The following is a 14,392-nucleotide window of genomic DNA, read 5'->3' on the forward strand; positions in this document are numbered from 1 at the left end:
CCGACGTTCAGGCGTCGGCCGCGGTCTCGCGCAGGCGGGCCGGCGCGTGCGACAGGAGGAGCGGGCAGGGCGGATCGCCCAGCAATGATCGGGTGACGCCCCCGAACCAGCGCTCGATCGTGGGCGAGCGGCCGTAGCCGCCGAGCACCAGCAGCCCCGCCCCGAGCTCGCCGGCGACCGTCCGGATGACGGCGGCCGGACCGCCGGCGCCCGAGGTTCCGGTGCGGAGCTCCGGGCGGAAACCCGCCGCCTGCAGCCGGTCCATCAAGCCGCGGGTCGATCCGGGGGACGCCGCCCCGTCGACCACCAGCACGGTCAGCGGGGACTTCGGAGACAGCAGCGGCAGGGCCTGCTCGACGGCCCCGGCGGCGGCCGCGCCGCCGTCCCAGGCGATCAGGACCGGCCCCGCAAAGGGCTCGGGGCCCTCGTCCGGCAGCACCACCAGCGGCCGGCCGGCGGTCAGCAGAAGCCGGCCGGCGGACAGGGCCTCGGGCAGATCGGGCAGGGGCGGGTGCCCCGCCGCCAGCAGGTCCGCGTCGCGGATCAGCGGATCGGGCTCCGGCGTGTCGTCCCAGGCGACCCGGAACGCCGCCGGGGCGCCGGCGGTCGCCCCGGCGGCGGCCTCGAAGGCCGCCTGCGCCGCCGCGGCGGCTTCGCGGTCCTCGGCCCCGAGATGCCGGAGCACGTCGCGGATGCCCTCGCCGCCGCGGGCGAAGGTCTCCGCCGGCGAGGGCGCGGCGCGGCGCAGGCTGCGGAGACCGATCAGGTCGGCGTCCAGCCGGCGGGCGAGGGCGGCGGCGCGGCGGACAAGGTCTCCGGCGCGGGGGGAGCCGTCGAGGCAGACGAGGAGGCGGCGGGCCGGGGCGCTCATGGGGATCTCCGCGAGGGTTCCGGCAGCGTGCGCCCTCGGGCGCCCCGCCGCCTTGATCGAGCGCAAGCGGCGGCGATCCCGGAGAAGCGTCTTGACGGGACGGCGCAAGCAGGCGCCCATCCCCTCCGGCGGCCGCGGCCGCCGGAGGAAAGGAGGCGGCGTGCCGACGAAACGTGAGACGGGACGCCGGCGCGCGCTGCCGGACCGGCCGGGCGAGCCCCGCGGCTTCGCCGGCGTCCGGCTCGACGCCGGGCCGGGGGCCTCGCCGCTGGAGGCCCTGGCCGACGCCGTGTGTCCCCCGCGCGTGCGGGGCCGGCCGCTGAACATCCTCGCCGTGTCCGGCGGCGCGGCGGGCGGCGCCTTCGGAGCCGGGCTGCTGGTCGGGCTGGAGGCGGGCGGCCGCCGCCCGACGTTCGACCTTGTCACGGGGGTCAGCACCGGCGCCCTGATCGCCCCCTTCGCCTTCCTCGGACCCGCCTGGGACGAGCGGCTGGCGGACGCCTACACCGGCGGCCACGCCGGGGCGCTTTTTGATCTGCGGCGGATGCTGCCAGGCATCGAGGCCGGGCTGTTCCGGGCCCAGGCGCTGGACGCGCTGATCGCCCCCTTCGTCGACCCGGACCTGCTCGACGCCGTCGCCGCCGCCCACCTCGAGGGGCGGCGGCTGTTCGTCGCCACCACTGATCTGGACCGGCAGCGGGGCTGCATCTGGGACATGGGGCGGATCGCCCTGGGCGCGCGCGGCGGCGATCCCGAGGGAGCGCTGGCCCTGTTCCGCAGCGTCCTCGCCGCCTCGGCTAGCCTGCCGGGCATGTTCCCGCCGCGGCTGATCGACTGCGAGGCGGACGGCGCGGCCTATGTGGAGATGCACGCCGACGGCGGCATGGCGGCGCCTCTGTTCGTCCTGCCGGAGGACCTGCTGCGCTGGCCGCGCATCCGCGAGCGGCTGCGCGGCGGCCGGGTGCACCTGATCGTCAACACGCCGCTGCACGCCGAGGCGAAGGCCACGCCCGCCAACCTGCCGGCGGTGCTGATGCGCAGCTTCGAGACCATGCTGCGCTTCTCCTACCGGCAGGCGATCAGCACCACCGCCGCCTTCTGCGCCGGGGCCGCCCTGCCGCTCGGCGTCGCCTCCATCCCCGAAGGGGGCAACCCGCGCGATCTGGTCAGCTTCGACACCGCCAACATGCGCCGCATGTTCGAGGCCGGCATCGCCCGCGCCGCCGAGCCGGACCCGTGGTCCTTCGACCGGCCGGAGCCCGGACCGCTGGCGAGCCTGCTGCCGGGGTGGCTGAGGGCGGGGTGATCGGGCTCCGGGGCGATGAGCGGATTTCGCGGAGTTCCGCGGAGGGTGGGGAGCGGTCGCCAGCGGCGGAAGCTTGCCTCAGAAGAGCGTCTAGCGCCCGTTCCAGAATCGGAGGACTCCCCGGACGCGCTCGCCTTCCGCAGGCCCGTCGGGCTTCATCTCGATCCGCGCGCCCCGCTGCATGGCGACGATGGCAGCGCGCCCAAAGCCATCGCCCGAAGGCGTTTCCGTCTCGATCTGGCAGCTTCGGAACGTTCCGTTTGCCCTGACGACGCAAATCACTGACGCCTCGCCCCGGCTGGAGGTGGCCTGTGTCGGGAACTCAGGCTGTGGGCGACGGAGGAAGGTGACCTCATCGCCATTCCAGAGACGTGGCGAGGGCGCATCCTGGCTCGCACCTGTGGCAAGCACGGCCATCATCATAAGAGCCAAAGTCATAGAAGCCTCCCTTGGCCCGAGTTGTCGCGGAGAACCTGTGCGTCCGCAACGGGTCGAAAGCCGCTACTCAGTCCCCGATGCAAAACGGACGTTCGATTCCCATGCCCTGCACCCTCTACGGCATTCCCAACTGCGACACGGTGAAGAAGGCGCGCGTCTGGCTGGAGCAGCGCGGCGTCGCCTGCGCCTTCCATGACTACAAGAAGCAGGGGATCGACCGGGCGCGGCTGGAGGGCTGGGTGGCGACGCACGGCTGGGAGACGGTGCTGAACCGGGCCGGGACGACCTTCCGGGCGCTGCCGCCGGAGGCGAAGGCGGACCTCGACGCCGGCAAGGCCGTGGCGCTGATGCTGGCCCAGCCGTCGATGATCAAGCGGCCGATCCTCGACCTCGACGGGCGGAGCGTGGTCGGCTTCCGCCCGGAGGTCTACGAGGGCCTGTTCGGCTGATCAGCGGGTCAGGGTGAAGCGCGCCGGCTCGCCGGCCTGGGCGTTCGGGGCCAGCCAGACGTCGAACTCGCCCGGCTCCACCGTCGGCTGCAGGTCCGGGCCGAGGAACAGCAGGTCGTCGAACCGCAGCGGCAGGGCGACTTCCACCGAGCCGCCGGCCGGGACCGTCACGCGGCGGAAGGCCCTGAGCAGGCGCACCGGCTGGGTGATCGAGGCGGTCCGGTCGCGGATGTAGAGCTGGACCAGCTCCTCCGCCGGCCGGTCCCCGGCGTTGGTCAGGGTGACGCTGGCGGTCAGTTCCCCGTTCCAGGCCATGGTCGGCGTCGAGAGCCGCACCGGCGAGTAGGCGACCGGCGCATAGGTCAGGCCGTGGCCGAACGGATAGAGGGCGGTGTTTCCGGTCTCGCGGAACTGGGCCTTGAAGCCCTCGTCGCGCGAGCTGGCCGGGCGGCCGGTGGTCTTGTGGGCGTAGTAGAACGGCGACTGGCCCGAGAAATGGGGGAAGCTGACCGGCAGGCGGCCGGTCGGCGCGTGGTCGCCGAACAGCACGTCCGCGACCGAGTGGCCGGTCTCCGAGCCGAGGAACCAGGTGACGAGGATGGCGGGGGCGTCCTTCACCGCGCCCGACAGCTCCATGGCCCGGCCGTTGCGGAGCAGGACCACGACCGGCTTGCCGGTGGCGGCCACGGCCTCGGCGAGGTCCAGCTGCGGCCGGGGGATGCCGATGTCGACGCGCGACTGGGCCTCGGCGGACATGTTCTGGCTTTCGCCGACCGCCAGCAGCACCACGTCGGCCTGGGACGCTGCGATGACCGCCGCCTCGATCCCGCCCTCAAGCGGCGCCTCCACGTTGGAGCCCTTGACCACGGTCAGGCCGGAGCCCTCGCCGAGGGCGGCGCGGAGGCCCTGTTCCAGCGACACCGCCAGCTCGGGATCCTTGAAGATCGACCACGGACCGAACAGGTCGACGCGGTCGTCGCCGAACGGGCCGATCAGGGCATAGCGCTTGCCGGTCTTCGGCAGCGGCAGCAGACCGCCGTCGTTCTTGACCATGACGATCGACTTGCGCCCCGCCTCGCGGGCGAGGGCGAGGTGTTCGCGGCTGCCGGTGACCCGCGCCTCGAGGCGGACGTCGGAGCCGCGGTAGGGGTTCTCGAACAGCCCCAGCGCCGCCTTTGTCATCAGCACCCGGCGCACGGCCTCGTCGACCCGCGCCATCGGCACCTCGCCGGACTGCACCAGCCCCGGAATGTGCTCCATGTAGAGGCCGCTCTTCATCGACATGTCGACGCCGGCCATCAGGGCGATGCGGGCGGCGTCGCGGCCGTCGGCGGCGTAGCCGTGGGCGATCAGCTCCTGTTCCGAGGTGTAGTCGGAGACCACGAAGCCGGCGAAGCCCCACTCGTCGCGCAGGATGTCGGTCAGCAGCCAGCGGTTGCCGCTGGTCGGGACGCCGTTGAGGTCGTTGAAGGCGCTCATGATCGAAAGGGCGCCGGCGTCGATCGCCGCCTTGAACGGCGGCAGGTAGACCGAGCGCAGCTCGCGCTCGCTCATGTCGGTGGTGTTGTAGTCGAGGCCCGCCTCGGCGGCGCCGTAGGCGGCGAAATGCTTGGCCGTGGCGACGAGGCAGGACCAGTGCTTCAGGTCGTCGCCCTGGAAGCCCTTCGTCCGGGCGGCGGCGAACAGGTTGTTCAGCAGCACGTCCTCGCCGGCGCCCTCGACCACGCGGCCCCAGCGCTGGTCGCGGCCGACGTCGACCATCGGGGCGTAGGTCTGGTGCACGCCCGCCGCGCCGGCCTCGACCGCGGCCGCCCGCGCCGTGCGCTCGGCGAGGTCGAGGTCCCAGCTCGCCGCCTCGCCCAGCGGCACCGGGAAGGTGGTCCGCAGGCCGTGGACCACGTCCGAGGCGAACAGCAGCGGAATGCCCAGCCGGCTCTCGCGCACGGCGAGGTCCTGGACGAAGCGGGTGGACTTCGCGCCCACGCCGTTGAACAGGGCCCCGATGCGCCCGGCGCGGATGTCGGCGGCGGCCTGTTCCTGGTTGGTGTCGAGGGCGTCGCCGGGGTTCACGCCTTCCGGCCGCCAGCGGAACGGGTCGTTCTGCAGGTTCAGCTGCCCGGCCTTCTCCTCGATCGTCATGCGGGCGATCAGGTCGTTGACCCGGGCGAGGTTCGCCTGCGCCTGCGCCGCCGCGATGCGGGGGGCCATCATCAGCCCGGCCGTCAACGCGCCTCCGGCCAGCAGCAGGCGACGGGTCGGGGCGAAGGGCGTATGGCGCATTGTAACCGGTTCCATGACGAGGTCGGCCAGCACTAGCCGCCGCGACCGGCCAAGCCTACCCCCGGCCGTTCACAAGGCGTTGCTCGGCTCAGCGGCCGCGCCGCCGCAGGTAGTCGATCACCGCCGCCCGCTCGGCCGCCGGGCCGCCCTGGAAGGGCATGGCCGTGCCGGGCACGACGGCCTCCGGATCGGCGAGGAAACGCTCGAGGGTGTCGGCGTCCCAGGTCAGTCCGCGCCGCCCCGCCTCGCGCATGGCCGGAGAATAGGCGAAGTCCTCCGCCGACGCGGCCCGCCGACCGAAGACGCCGTGCAGGCCGGGAGCCGTGGAGGACGAATCATCCGGGCGCAGCGAATGGCAGCCGCCGCAGCGCTGGAAGGCGCGCTCGCCGGGATCGCGCGTCTGCGGCGGCGCGGCCAGGGCGGCCAGCATCATCAGCAGGATCATCGCCTCACCCGCCGTAGCGGATCACCACCAGCCGGTCGGTCCCTGACTCGGCCCCCCAGACCTCGCCCGGCCGCCCCAGCATCTGGCGCACGTTCGCGCCCTCGCGGTCGCTCGGGAAGCTGCGGAAGGTCTCCGTCACCGGGTCGAACAGGACGATGGCGTTGGCGGCGAAGTCGGTCAGCCAGACCTTGTCGCGCTCGTCGACATAGACCGAGTAGGTCTTCGGCGCCTCGCCGGGCAGCTTCCAGGTGCGCCAGCTGCCGTCTCGGGGATCGTGGACGCTGACGTTCCCGCTGTTCCACTCGCTCACCCACAGCCGGCCGTGGCTGTCCGACCAGATGCGCCGCGCCCCCTGGTCCGGCGTCGGCGGCTCGACGATGGTCGCCTCGCCTGTGTCGAGGTCGATCCTGGCGATGTGGCTGCCCGCCAGCGAGGCGTACCAGACCTCGCCGGACGGGGTGGTGGTGATGCCGTAGGGGCCGCGGCCGCGCGGGGCGGACCAGACCTGCATGTCGTCCGCCGCCGGGTCCAGCCGGCCGTAGAAGCCCGTCTGGCCCGTGAACCAGATGCGGCCGCGCCGGTCGAAGGTCGCGGTGTTCAGATTGATCGGCCCGATGTCTTCCGGCAGCGGCCAGACCTTCACCTCGCGGGTCGCGCGATCCACGCGGACGATGGCGTTCTGGCCGCCGTCGGTGATCCAGGCGGCGCCGTCCGGCCCGACGATCACGCCGTGCGGCGCGGAACCCTCGCCGAGCGGGACGAGGGTGGTCTCGCCCGTGTCGGGGTCGAGGACGCCGTGGGCGCCGCCGCGCTGGACCGTCCACCACACCTCCTCGCCGTCGGCGGTGACGGCCACGTCGTGGGCCCGGCCGCCGGGCGGCAGGTCGTAGTAGCGGACCTCCTGCGCCAGGGCGGCGGCGGGCAGGGCCAGCGCGAGGCCGAGAAGAGAGGCGGCGAGGGGACTCCGGAACGGGCGCATCGGGACCTCCTGATCGGATATCCGGCCATACGGCCGACTTCCGCCGCCGGATGCAACCTTCGCCGTTCAGCCCTCGACGGCGGGCTCCGGCCGGTCGTGCCCGTCGGCGCGCTCGGTCACCCATTCGCCGGAGGCGTCGGCGTATTCGATGTAGGCGTCCTCGTCCGGCACCCGCTGCTCGCGCGCCGCCGCCACCGCCGCCGCGCGGGCGGAGTCGTGGTCGGGGTAGGTCTCGGACCAGGTGTCTCCAAGGCGGTAGGCCCAGCCGCCGTCGTGCTCGGCGATGCGGTAGGTGATCTGCGCCATGAGGAACTCCGGTTCTGCGGTCTGGCTATGGTCGGCGAACGTCCCGGGGCCGCCCCGGTTGCTCCGCTTCAGACGAGCTTGAGGGTGGCGGCGACGCCGAAATGGTCGGACGCATCCTCTCCGTCGCCCGGCGTGTCGCCGATGATCGCGGCCGAGACCGGCGTGAAGCGGCCGGACTCGGCGAAGATGTGGTCGATCACCCGCGGGGCGTGGCCTTTCGCCGGGTTGAGCGTGGTCGCGGCGGCGCCCGGCGGCACGGCGCTGAAGAAGCGGTCGCCGGTCAGGGCGGCGAGTCCGGGGTCCGACTGTTCGGCGTTGAAGTCGCCGAGGATGACGAGGGCGGCGGCGTCGTCCGGCAGCCAGGCCATCAGGTCGGCGACCTGCCGCGCCCGGGTGGCCGCCTGGTCCGGCTGCCAGGCGAGGTGGGTGTTGACCACATCCACCGCGCGACCGTGGAGATCCACCCGCGCCCGGATCGCCGTCCGGTAGTCGTCGAGAGGCTCGAGCCGCTTCGACTCATGCGCCAGCACCGGCAGCCGGCTGAGAATGGCGTTGCCGTAGCGGCGCGGGGCGCCCTCCGGGTCGGTGGAGACGAAATACACCTGGTAGCCGCCCAGGGCGGCCGCGAGCGTGTCGGCCTGGTTGGGCAGGCCGACGGCGGCGTCTTCCAGCACCTCCTGCAGGCCGATGACGTCCGCGTCCGCCGCCCGCAGCGCCTCGACCAGTCGCGGCAGGCGGGCGGTCCAGTCGCCCTGATTGTGCCAGATGTTGAAGGTGACGAGGCTCAGCTCGCGCGCGCCGACCGCCGTCGGGATGGCGGCGCAGGCGGCGAGGGGGGCGGCGGCCAGTCCGGCGAGCACGGCGCGACGGTGGGGCATCGAAGGTCTCCGGTTCGGGCGCTTGTAGCCGGGTTCGCCCGCCTTACGAAAGTTTCACTCCGGCCCGCGCATCCGCCGGGCCGCTCCGCCGCCTCTTGTCGTCAGAAGGCCGGGGCGTCACGCTCCTGCCGAATGAGGAAGAGGGGATAAACCCAATGGAAGATTTCATTCCGATCTTCGGGATCTTCGCGGTCTTCGGAAGCATCACCGCCATCATCGTCGGACCGACCTGGCTGAAGAGCCGCGAGAAGCGCGAGATGCAGGCCACCCTGCGCTACGCGATGGACAAGGGTCAGTCGCTGCCGCCCGAGGTCATCGACGCCCTGACCCAGGACGTCTCGCGCAACCTGCCGTCGCGCAGCCGCGACCTGCGCCGCGGGATCATCTGGCTGGCGGTGGGCATCGGCATCGCCGCCTTCGGTCTGATCAACGACCTGAGCGCCGGCGGCAACGACTGGGGCGACAACTTCGGCGACGGGCTGCTGGGCGTCGCCGCAATCCCGGTCACCATCGGCCTGGCCTTCATCGTTCTGAGCTTCTTCAACAAGAACAAGGACTGAGGCCGGACGGGACAGGGGGAACGTCATGACCCAGCCTCTGGTCGACCGGCACGACGTCGAGCTCGCCGCCCTCGCGGCGGCGGGCGGGCGGCGGGAGTTCGGCGAACTGGTCCGCCGCCATGGCTCGGCGGTGCGGGGCCTGCTGCGCCGGATGGGCGCCCAGCCCGCGCTCGCCGACGACATCGCCCAGGACGCCTTCATCCAGGCGTTCGAGCGGTGCGGCGAGTTCCGCGGCGAGGGCACCTTCGCCGCCTGGGTGAAGCGCATCGCGGCCCGGCTCTACATCAAGCGGGTGGCGAAGGAGGCGCGCTATGTGGCGGAGGTGGACAGCGAGGAGATCGCGCCCGTCCCCGACCCCGGCGGGCGCGTCGATCTCGACGAGGCGCTGAAAAGCCTCAGCGAGGCGGAACGGCTGTGCGTTTCCCTGTGCCACGGCGCCGGCATGGCCCATCCGGAGATCGCCACGGCCCTCAATTTGCCACTCGGCACGGTGAAATCTCATGTCAAACGTGGTCTGGATAAACTCCGCGCGCGGCTCCAGCCGGAGCCGGCCCGGCCCCTGGGGAGGACGCAGCATGTCGGCTGACGACTTCGACCCCGAGATCGAACGCCTGTTCGGCCGGGCCCCCGTCCTGCCCGACGCCGCCCTGTTCACCGCCCAGGTGGAGCGGCGGCTGCAGAAGGGATCGGCCGTGCGCGGCCTCGCCCTCACGGCGGCCGGGGTCATCGGCGGCGTGGTGGCGGTGCGCGAGACCCTGACGGTCAACCTCCGGTCCAATGACGGGGTGGTGGCCGGCGAAGCGCTGGGGCGGGGGGTCCGCTCCGTGTCCTTCACCGCCCAGGACGCGATCCAGTCCGGCCTCGACCAGTTCGGCCTCGGCGGTCTGGAGCTGGGCTCCATGAACGGCATGCAGCTGTTCTGGATCGTTGCGGGCGCGCTGATCGCCGTGGCGGCCGCCGGCGTGGTGCGGCTGTCCCAGGAGGTCTGAGGTGACGGCCGCCGGCCGACGACCTATCTAGGGAGTTCCGCAGAAGGAGCTCCGGGATGTCCAGCCAGAAGCAGGAGACGGTGCGCCGTCTCGCCGCGCCCGATATCCGGGCCCGCAAGGGCGGCCAGCCGCTGGTCTGCCTCACGGCCTATGACGCGCCGACGGCGGAGATCCTCGACCCGCATTGCGACGTGCTGCTGGTCGGCGACAGCGTCGGCATGGTGGTGCATGGCCTGCCCAACACCGTGGGGGTCACCCTGGAGATGATGATTCTCCACGGCCAGGCGGTGATGCGCGGCTCCCGCCGCGCGATGGTCGTCATCGACATGCCGTTCGGCTCCTACGAGGGCGGCAAGGAGCAGGCCTACGAGAACTGCGCCCGGGTGATGAAGGAGACGGGGGCGCAGGGGGTGAAGCTGGAGAGCGGGCCCACTGTGGCCGAGACCATCGCCTACCTGGTCCAGCGGGGCATTCCGGTCATGGGGCACGTGGGCCTGCGGCCGCAGGCCGTGCTGACCGACGGCGCCTTCAAGGCCAAGGGGCGGACCGAGGACGAGCGGCTGCGGGTCATGGCCGAGGCCGAGGCGACCGCCGACGCCGGGGCCTTCGCGGTGGTCATCGAGGGCGTCGCCGAATCGCTCGCCGCCGAGATCACAGCCGCGATCGACAAGCCGACCATCGGCATCGGGGCCTCGGCCGCCTGCGACGGCCAGATCCTGGTCGTTTCCGACATGCTTGGCCTGTTCGACTGGACCCCGAAGTTCGTCCGCCGCTACGCCGACCTGAGGACGGAGATCGACCGCGCCGTCGCCGCCTATGCGACGGACGTCCGCGAGCGCCGTTTTCCTGCCGAAGTCGAGACCTACTTCTCGAAAAAGCCGGCCACGCCCTAAGCGGCGCGTTGCGGCGCGCAAGCCGACCCTCTAGGGTCCGGCCCGATTGAATTTCAGCGGGCTGAGGTCCGTTTTCCGGGGGTGACCTTTCCGTGGTTGATGTCTTCGAGCAGGTCGAGGAGGAGCTCCGCTCCGACCGCTACAAGCGGCTGGCCCGCACCTGGCTGCCGGTCGTCGGCGGCGTGCTTCTGGTCGCCCTCGTCGCCGCCCTCGCCTGGTGGGGCTGGCAGAGCTGGCAGACCTCGAAGGCCGACAAGGCGTCGATCGCCTATGAGCGCGGGCTCGAGTCGCTGGAGGCGAACAACCCGACCGGGGCCGACGCCGCGTTCCGGCAGGCGGCCGACGAGGGCAACGGCGCCTACCAGGCCATGGCCCTGATGCAGCGGGCCGGAATTGCGCTGGACGCCAACCGGACCGACGACGCCATCGCCCACCTCGACGCCGCCGCCAAGGCCGTCCGCGATCCGCTGATCGCCGATGCGGCCGCCCTGAAGGCCGCCTGGATCGCGATGGATACGGCCCCGCTCCCGGACATCGAGGCCCGCCTCGCCCCGCTGACCGACAGCGATCGCCCCTACAGCGCCTTCGCCGCCGAGGCGCTGGCCATGGCCCGGCTGCAGCACGGGCAGACGGCCCAGGCGCGCGAGGCCCTGGTGGTCCTGAAGAACGGCCTGGACACGCCCCAGGTGGTCAGCCAGCGCGCCGACCTCGCCATCTCGGCCATCGACGCCGGCGGGGCGGCCAATCTCGCCGCCATCGTCCGCGCCCAGGCCGCCGCGCCGGCGGCCCCGTCTCCGGCGGCCTCGACCCCGCCCGGCGCGGCCCCGCAGGCGGCGACGCCTTCGCCCGCTCCGGCCCGCCCGTGATCTCCTCCTCCAGGACGCCCGCCATGAACCGTGTGCTCAAAGTCGCCCTGCTGTGCGGCCTCGCCGTCACCGTCGCCTCGTGCGGCACGGTGCGACGGGCCCTGCCGTTCGGCCTCGGCGGCGCGGACCAGCCGCAGGCCACCGCCACCGAAGGGCAGCGCATCTCGGTGCTGGAATTCGAGCAGCAGCTGGCGCCCTCCGCGGCCCTGGCGGGGCGCGACTTCTTCCTGCCGGGACCGCAGGCCGCGACGGCCTGGACCCAGCCTGGCGGGGCGGCGGACAACGCCGTGGAGCACGTGATCGCCGGCGGCGACCTCTCGGTCGCCTGGCGCAGGGACATCGGCAAGGGCTCGTCCCGGACCCAGCAGGTCATGGCGCCGATCGTCGCCGACAACGGCCGGGTCTTCGTGCTTGACGGGGAGTCGACCGTGTCGGCCGTCGACGCCGCCAGCGGCGCGGTGGCCTGGCGCACCGACATCAAGCCCGACGAGCCCGAGGCGCGCAGCGGCCTGTTCAGCTTCGGCGGCGGCTCCGGCGGGGGCGGCTTCGGCGGCGGCGTCGCCGTGGCCGGCGGCAAGGTCTTCGTGTCGTCGGGCTATCGCGTCGTGACCGCCCTGGACCAGGCCACCGGCGCGGTGCTCTGGACCACCCCGGTCGACGTGCCGATCCATGGCGCCCCGACGGTGTCGGGATCGCGCGTCTTCGTGGTCGACGTCGAGAACCAGATCGTCGCCTTCGACGTGAACACCGGTCAGCAGGACTGGTCGTACCGCGGCATTCCCGAGCCGGCCCGGATCATGCGGGCGTCGAGCCCGGCGGTGACCGGCGACACGGTGATCGCGCCCTTCTCCTCGGGCGAGCTGATCGCGCTGCGCGCCTCCACCGGCCAGTCGCTGTGGAACCAGGTGCTGTCACGCACCAGCCGGACCAGCGCCCTGTCCGAGATCCGCGACATCGCCGGCCGTCCGGTGGTCAGCCGCGGCGTCGTCTACGCCGTCAGCCACTCCGGCCAGATGGCGGCGATCGACGTGCGGACCGGCCAGCCGAAGTGGCAGCTTCCCGTCGCCGGCGTCAACGCGCCGCTGCCGGTCGGGGATGTGGTCTACGTCGTCTCCAAGAGCGGCGAGCTGACCGTGGTCAACCGCGAGACCGGCCAGGTCTACTGGACCCGCGACCTCAACGAGGGCCGCGTCCGGCAGGAGGGCGGCTTCCTCGGCTTCTTCGACCGCACCGTGCGGCCGGAATGGTCGGGTCCGCTGCTCGCGTCCAACCGCCTGCTGCTGGTCAACTCGGAAGGCGAGCTGGTCGCCTTCGATCCGAAGACCGGCGCCCAGACCGCCTCGGTGTCTCTGGGCGGCCCCGCCTTCATCGCCCCGGCCGCCTACAATGGTGCGCTGTACGTGCTCACCGATCGCGGGACCCTGGTCAGCATTCGCTGACGGAATCCCGCCAAACGCGTTAGAAGGCCGACATGGCTCTGAAGGTCGCCATCGTCGGCCGCCCCAATGTGGGCAAGTCGACCCTGTTCAACCGCCTCGTCGGCAAGCGCCTGGCGCTCGTCGACGATCGCCCGGGCGTGACCCGCGACCGTCGCTATGCCGACGGCAATATCGGCGACATGGACCTGACGCTGATCGACACGGCCGGCTACGAGGACGTCACCGACGAGAGCCTCGAGGCCCGGATGCGCGAGCAGACCGAGGCGGCCATCGACGACGCGGAGCTGATCCTGTTCATGATGGACGCCCGTGAGGGCGTCACCTCGCTGGACCGCATCTTCGCCGACCGCCTGCGCAAGGTCGACAAGCCGGTCATCCTGCTGGCCAACAAGTCCGAGAGCCGCGAGAGCGGCGGCGGCGTGGGCGAGGCGCACGGCCTCGGCTTCGGCGAGCCGGTCGCCCTGTCCGCCGAGCACGGCGAGGGCATGGCCGACCTGTACGCGGCCATCGTGCAGGCCAGCGCCGACATCGAGCTGGCGGAGAGCGACGAGGAAGAGGCCGACAAGCCGATCCGCATCGCCGTCATCGGCCGCCCCAACGCCGGCAAGTCCACCCTGATCAACCGGCTGCTGGGCGAGGACCGCCTGCTGACCGGGCCCGAGGCGGGCATCACGCGCGACTCCATCTCGGTCGACTGGGCGTACGAGGGCCGCGCCGTGCGCTTCGTCGACACCGCCGGCATGCGCCGCAAGGCGCGGGTGCAGGAGAAGCTGGAGAAGCTGTCGGTCGCCGACACCATCCGCGCCATCACCTTCGCCGAGGTGGTGGTGCTGGTCATGGACAAGGACAACGCCTTCGACATCCAGGACCTGCAGCTCGCCGACCTGGTCGAGCGCGAGGGCCGGGCGCTGGTCTATGTCGCCTCCAAGTGGGACCTCGAGGAGGAGCCGCAGGCCCGCCTGGCCGAGCTCAAGCGCCTCGCCGACGACAAGCTGCCCCAGCTGAAGGGCTCGCCCTTCGTGGCCCTGTCGGCCCATTCCGGCCGCGGCGTCGAGCGGCTGATGCCGGCCGTGCTGCAGGCGTACGACACCTGGTCGGTGAAGGTGAAGACGCGCGACCTCAACGACTGGCTGGCCCTGGCGACCCAGCGACACCCGCCGCCCGCCGTCGACGGCAAGCGCATCAAGCCGAAGTACATCGCCCAGACCAAGGCCCGGCCGCCGACGTTCGTGCTGTTCTCCAGCCGCGCCTCGGCCATGCCCGACCACTACAAGCGCTACCTGGTCAACTCGATCCGCGAGAGCTTCGACCTGCCGGGCACGCCGATCCGCCTGACGGTCAAGTCCGGCTCGGCCAATCCCTACGCAGAGGGCGGCGCCAAGTCGGGCCCGGAGCGCTTCAAGGGGGCGGCGAAGACGGCGCCGAGGCGGGTGCAGAAGGCCGAGAAGGCCGAGGCGGTCTCAAAGCTGCCGGGCAAGGCGCTGGAGCAGAAGACCCGCGCCGGCTTCAAGCCCAAGGTGAAGCCGCTCGGCGGCCTCAAGGCCTCGGCCTCGAAAAAGGCCGGCAGCAGCGTCGCGGTCCAGAAGGGCGCCCGCGGCGGGGCCCGTCAGGTGTCGCGGTCGGGCCGCGTCCGGACGGGGCAGAAGGGCGGCTCGCGGCGATAGTCTATGGACGGGGCCGTAGGGCAGCGTAG

The 14,392-nt window shown here is 72.5% G+C and carries 15 protein-coding genes; 9 read left to right on the plus strand and 6 right to left on the minus strand.

All coding sequences use genetic code 11. The features are described from left to right. Positions 1-7: 7 nt before the first annotated feature. Complete coding sequence (locus H2038_RS00310) at positions 8-871, minus strand: universal stress protein (RefSeq protein ID WP_292108458.1); 864 nt, start codon at positions 869-871, stop codon at positions 8-10. A 160-nt stretch (positions 872-1,031) separates the two neighbouring features. Between H2038_RS00310 and H2038_RS00315 the strand changes: the two genes are divergently transcribed. Next, entirely contained in the window at positions 1,032-2,177 is a 1,146-nt protein-coding gene (locus tag H2038_RS00315) for a patatin-like phospholipase family protein (protein ID WP_292108459.1), read from the plus strand. Between the two features lie 539 nt (positions 2,178-2,716). After that, positions 2,717-3,064 (plus strand): arsenate reductase, encoded by a 348-nt coding sequence (locus H2038_RS00320; protein WP_292108460.1) that lies wholly within the window; start codon positions 2,717-2,719, stop codon positions 3,062-3,064. Here the strand turns inward: H2038_RS00320 and bglX are convergent, their stop codons facing one another. The 5 genes from bglX to H2038_RS00345 all read right to left on the minus strand — a co-directional run bounded on the left by bglX (position 3,065) and on the right by H2038_RS00345 (position 7,952). Beyond that, positions 3,065-5,344, minus strand: a complete 2,280-nt coding sequence (gene bglX, locus H2038_RS00325) for a beta-glucosidase BglX (protein WP_292108461.1) — start codon at positions 5,342-5,344, stop codon at positions 3,065-3,067. Between the two features lie 88 nt (positions 5,345-5,432). Then, the gene (locus H2038_RS00330; RefSeq protein ID WP_292108462.1) at positions 5,433-5,789 is read right to left on the minus strand and encodes a c-type cytochrome; all 357 of its coding nucleotides are present in this window, start codon (positions 5,787-5,789) and stop codon (positions 5,433-5,435) included. 4 nt (positions 5,790-5,793) lie between these two features. Continuing rightward, positions 5,794-6,768: a lyase gene (locus H2038_RS00335; RefSeq protein WP_292108463.1), complete on the minus strand. Its 975-nt coding sequence runs from the start codon at positions 6,766-6,768 to the stop codon at positions 5,794-5,796. Positions 6,769-6,834: 66 nt separating this feature from the next. Further along, positions 6,835-7,074 carry a hypothetical protein gene (locus H2038_RS00340; RefSeq protein WP_292108464.1) on the minus strand — a complete coding sequence of 80 codons (240 nt, stop codon included), beginning with the start codon at positions 7,072-7,074 and terminating at the stop codon, positions 6,835-6,837. Positions 7,075-7,142: 68 nt separating this feature from the next. Then, on the minus strand, positions 7,143-7,952 hold the full coding sequence (locus tag H2038_RS00345) for an endonuclease/exonuclease/phosphatase family protein (protein WP_292108465.1): 810 nt from the start codon (positions 7,950-7,952) through the stop codon (positions 7,143-7,145). 155 nt (positions 7,953-8,107) lie between these two features. Between H2038_RS00345 and H2038_RS00350 the strand changes: the two genes are divergently transcribed. From H2038_RS00350 to der, 7 genes are all read left to right on the plus strand, one after another. After that, on the plus strand, positions 8,108-8,512 hold the full coding sequence (locus tag H2038_RS00350) for a DUF6249 domain-containing protein (RefSeq protein WP_292108466.1): 405 nt from the start codon (positions 8,108-8,110) through the stop codon (positions 8,510-8,512). A gap of 25 nt (positions 8,513-8,537) precedes the next feature. After that, the gene (locus H2038_RS00355; RefSeq protein WP_292108467.1) at positions 8,538-9,098 is read left to right on the plus strand and encodes a sigma-70 family RNA polymerase sigma factor; all 561 of its coding nucleotides are present in this window, start codon (positions 8,538-8,540) and stop codon (positions 9,096-9,098) included. Next, positions 9,088-9,501, plus strand: a complete 414-nt coding sequence (locus H2038_RS00360; RefSeq protein ID WP_292108468.1) for a hypothetical protein — start codon at positions 9,088-9,090, stop codon at positions 9,499-9,501. The genes H2038_RS00355 and H2038_RS00360 overlap by 11 nt, the downstream gene beginning before the upstream one ends. Positions 9,502-9,557: 56 nt before the next feature. Further along, complete coding sequence (panB, locus tag H2038_RS00365) at positions 9,558-10,394, plus strand: 3-methyl-2-oxobutanoate hydroxymethyltransferase (protein WP_292108469.1); 837 nt, start codon at positions 9,558-9,560, stop codon at positions 10,392-10,394. 92 nt (positions 10,395-10,486) lie between these two features. Continuing rightward, entirely contained in the window at positions 10,487-11,260 is a 774-nt protein-coding gene (locus H2038_RS00370) for a tetratricopeptide repeat protein (protein WP_292108470.1), read from the plus strand. A 23-nt stretch (positions 11,261-11,283) separates the two neighbouring features. Continuing rightward, positions 11,284-12,699 (plus strand): PQQ-binding-like beta-propeller repeat protein, encoded by a 1,416-nt coding sequence (locus H2038_RS00375; RefSeq protein ID WP_292108471.1) that lies wholly within the window; start codon positions 11,284-11,286, stop codon positions 12,697-12,699. Between the two features lie 32 nt (positions 12,700-12,731). Beyond that, the gene (gene der, locus H2038_RS00380) at positions 12,732-14,363 is read left to right on the plus strand and encodes a ribosome biogenesis GTPase Der (RefSeq protein ID WP_292108472.1); all 1,632 of its coding nucleotides are present in this window, start codon (positions 12,732-12,734) and stop codon (positions 14,361-14,363) included. Positions 14,364-14,392 lie beyond the last annotated feature (29 nt).

Source organism: Brevundimonas sp. (assembly GCF_013912005.1).
Taxonomy (GTDB): domain Bacteria; phylum Pseudomonadota; class Alphaproteobacteria; order Caulobacterales; family Caulobacteraceae; genus Brevundimonas.

Coding starts and splice junctions, on each gene's coding strand:
- H2038_RS00310 (WP_292108458.1), bottom strand. CDS start 871: ATGAGCGCCCCGGCCCGCCGCCTCCTCGTCTGCCTCGACGGCTCCCCC.
- H2038_RS00320 (WP_292108460.1), top strand. CDS start 2,717: ATGCCCTGCACCCTCTACGGCATTCCCAACTGCGACACGGTGAAGAAG.
- bglX (WP_292108461.1), bottom strand. CDS start 5,344: ATGCGCCATACGCCCTTCGCCCCGACCCGTCGCCTGCTGCTGGCCGGA.
- H2038_RS00330 (WP_292108462.1), bottom strand. CDS start 5,789: ATGATCCTGCTGATGATGCTGGCCGCCCTGGCCGCGCCGCCGCAGACG.
- H2038_RS00335 (WP_292108463.1), bottom strand. CDS start 6,768: ATGCGCCCGTTCCGGAGTCCCCTCGCCGCCTCTCTTCTCGGCCTCGCG.
- H2038_RS00340 (WP_292108464.1), bottom strand. CDS start 7,074: ATGGCGCAGATCACCTACCGCATCGCCGAGCACGACGGCGGCTGGGCC.
- H2038_RS00345 (WP_292108465.1), bottom strand. CDS start 7,952: ATGCCCCACCGTCGCGCCGTGCTCGCCGGACTGGCCGCCGCCCCCCTC.
- H2038_RS00350 (WP_292108466.1), top strand. CDS start 8,108: ATGGAAGATTTCATTCCGATCTTCGGGATCTTCGCGGTCTTCGGAAGC.
- H2038_RS00355 (WP_292108467.1), top strand. CDS start 8,538: ATGACCCAGCCTCTGGTCGACCGGCACGACGTCGAGCTCGCCGCCCTC.
- H2038_RS00360 (WP_292108468.1), top strand. CDS start 9,088: ATGTCGGCTGACGACTTCGACCCCGAGATCGAACGCCTGTTCGGCCGG.
- panB (WP_292108469.1), top strand. CDS start 9,558: ATGTCCAGCCAGAAGCAGGAGACGGTGCGCCGTCTCGCCGCGCCCGAT.
- H2038_RS00375 (WP_292108471.1), top strand. CDS start 11,284: ATGAACCGTGTGCTCAAAGTCGCCCTGCTGTGCGGCCTCGCCGTCACC.
- der (WP_292108472.1), top strand. CDS start 12,732: ATGGCTCTGAAGGTCGCCATCGTCGGCCGCCCCAATGTGGGCAAGTCG.